The sequence below is a fragment of the Cognatundibacterium luofuense genome (assembly GCF_018139685.1).
Lineage (GTDB): Bacteria > Pseudomonadota > Gammaproteobacteria > Burkholderiales > Burkholderiaceae_D > Undibacterium > Undibacterium luofuense.
In genome coordinates this window covers 1-384 of sequence record NZ_JAGSPN010000243.1, presented here as the reverse complement: position 1 = coordinate 384, position 384 = coordinate 1, and the positions used below count along the sequence as shown (strand labels likewise).

General features: G+C 55.7%; 1 protein-coding gene. It reads right to left on the bottom strand.

Features of this window, described 5'->3' with window-relative positions:
* A partial coding sequence (gene epsC / locus KDM89_RS20235; protein WP_329604713.1) for a serine O-acetyltransferase EpsC occupies positions 1-384 on the bottom strand: 384 nt, incomplete at both ends.

Genomic DNA, 384 nt, shown 5'->3' with positions numbered 1-384 from the left:
AGAACCGATCTTGGCACCTGCACCAACAGTGAAACTACCCAGCACTTTCGCGCCTGCACCTACGATGACGCCAGCCTCCAGTGTAGGATGACGCTTGGCTCCGCGCGTGAGCGAAGTTCCACCCAGCGTCACACCCTGATAGATCGTACAGTCATCACCGACTTCTGCCGTCTCACCGATCACCACTCCAAAACCATGATCAATAAATACGCGGCGCCCTATCGTAGCACCTGGATGAATCTCTATCCCGGTCAGGATACGTGCCAGATGTGAGATGAAGCGCGCAAGCCATTTCAAGCCACGCTGCCAGCACCAGTTCGCCCAGCGATGCATGAGTATCGCCTGAAAGCCTGGATAACAAGTCACCACATCCCAGGCGTTACG